This is a genomic window from Algibacter sp. TI.3.09 (genome assembly GCF_038154905.1).
In the GTDB taxonomy this organism is placed as follows: Bacteria; Bacteroidota; Bacteroidia; order Flavobacteriales; family Flavobacteriaceae; genus Algibacter.
Genome location: NZ_JBAKAN010000089.1, coordinates 1 through 255, shown reverse-complemented (window position 1 = coordinate 255; position 255 = coordinate 1). Strand labels below are relative to the sequence as shown.

1 pseudogene is annotated in these 255 nt (G+C 33.3%); it reads left to right on the top strand.

Features of this window, described 5'->3' with window-relative positions:
* Positions 1-255: pseudogene (locus tag V6246_RS18490) on the top strand (transposase); the annotation flags it as partial.

Below are 255 nucleotides of genomic sequence, written 5' to 3'. Positions count from 1 at the left end.
AGGCTCATAAAGATTTATTTACTCGAATAAAAACCATACCAGGAATCGGAAAAAAAACATCTATTATGTTAATCGTTTTAACAGGTGGTTTTGAACGCTTTTCGAGTGCAGCAGAATTATGTAGTTAAGCAGGATTAACTCCAGTGATTAGGCAAAGTGGAAGTAGTATAAAAGGACGACCACGAATTAGTAAAATGGGCAATCAAAAACTCAGGAATTTATTATTTATGTGCAGTTTTACAGCTTGTAAATACA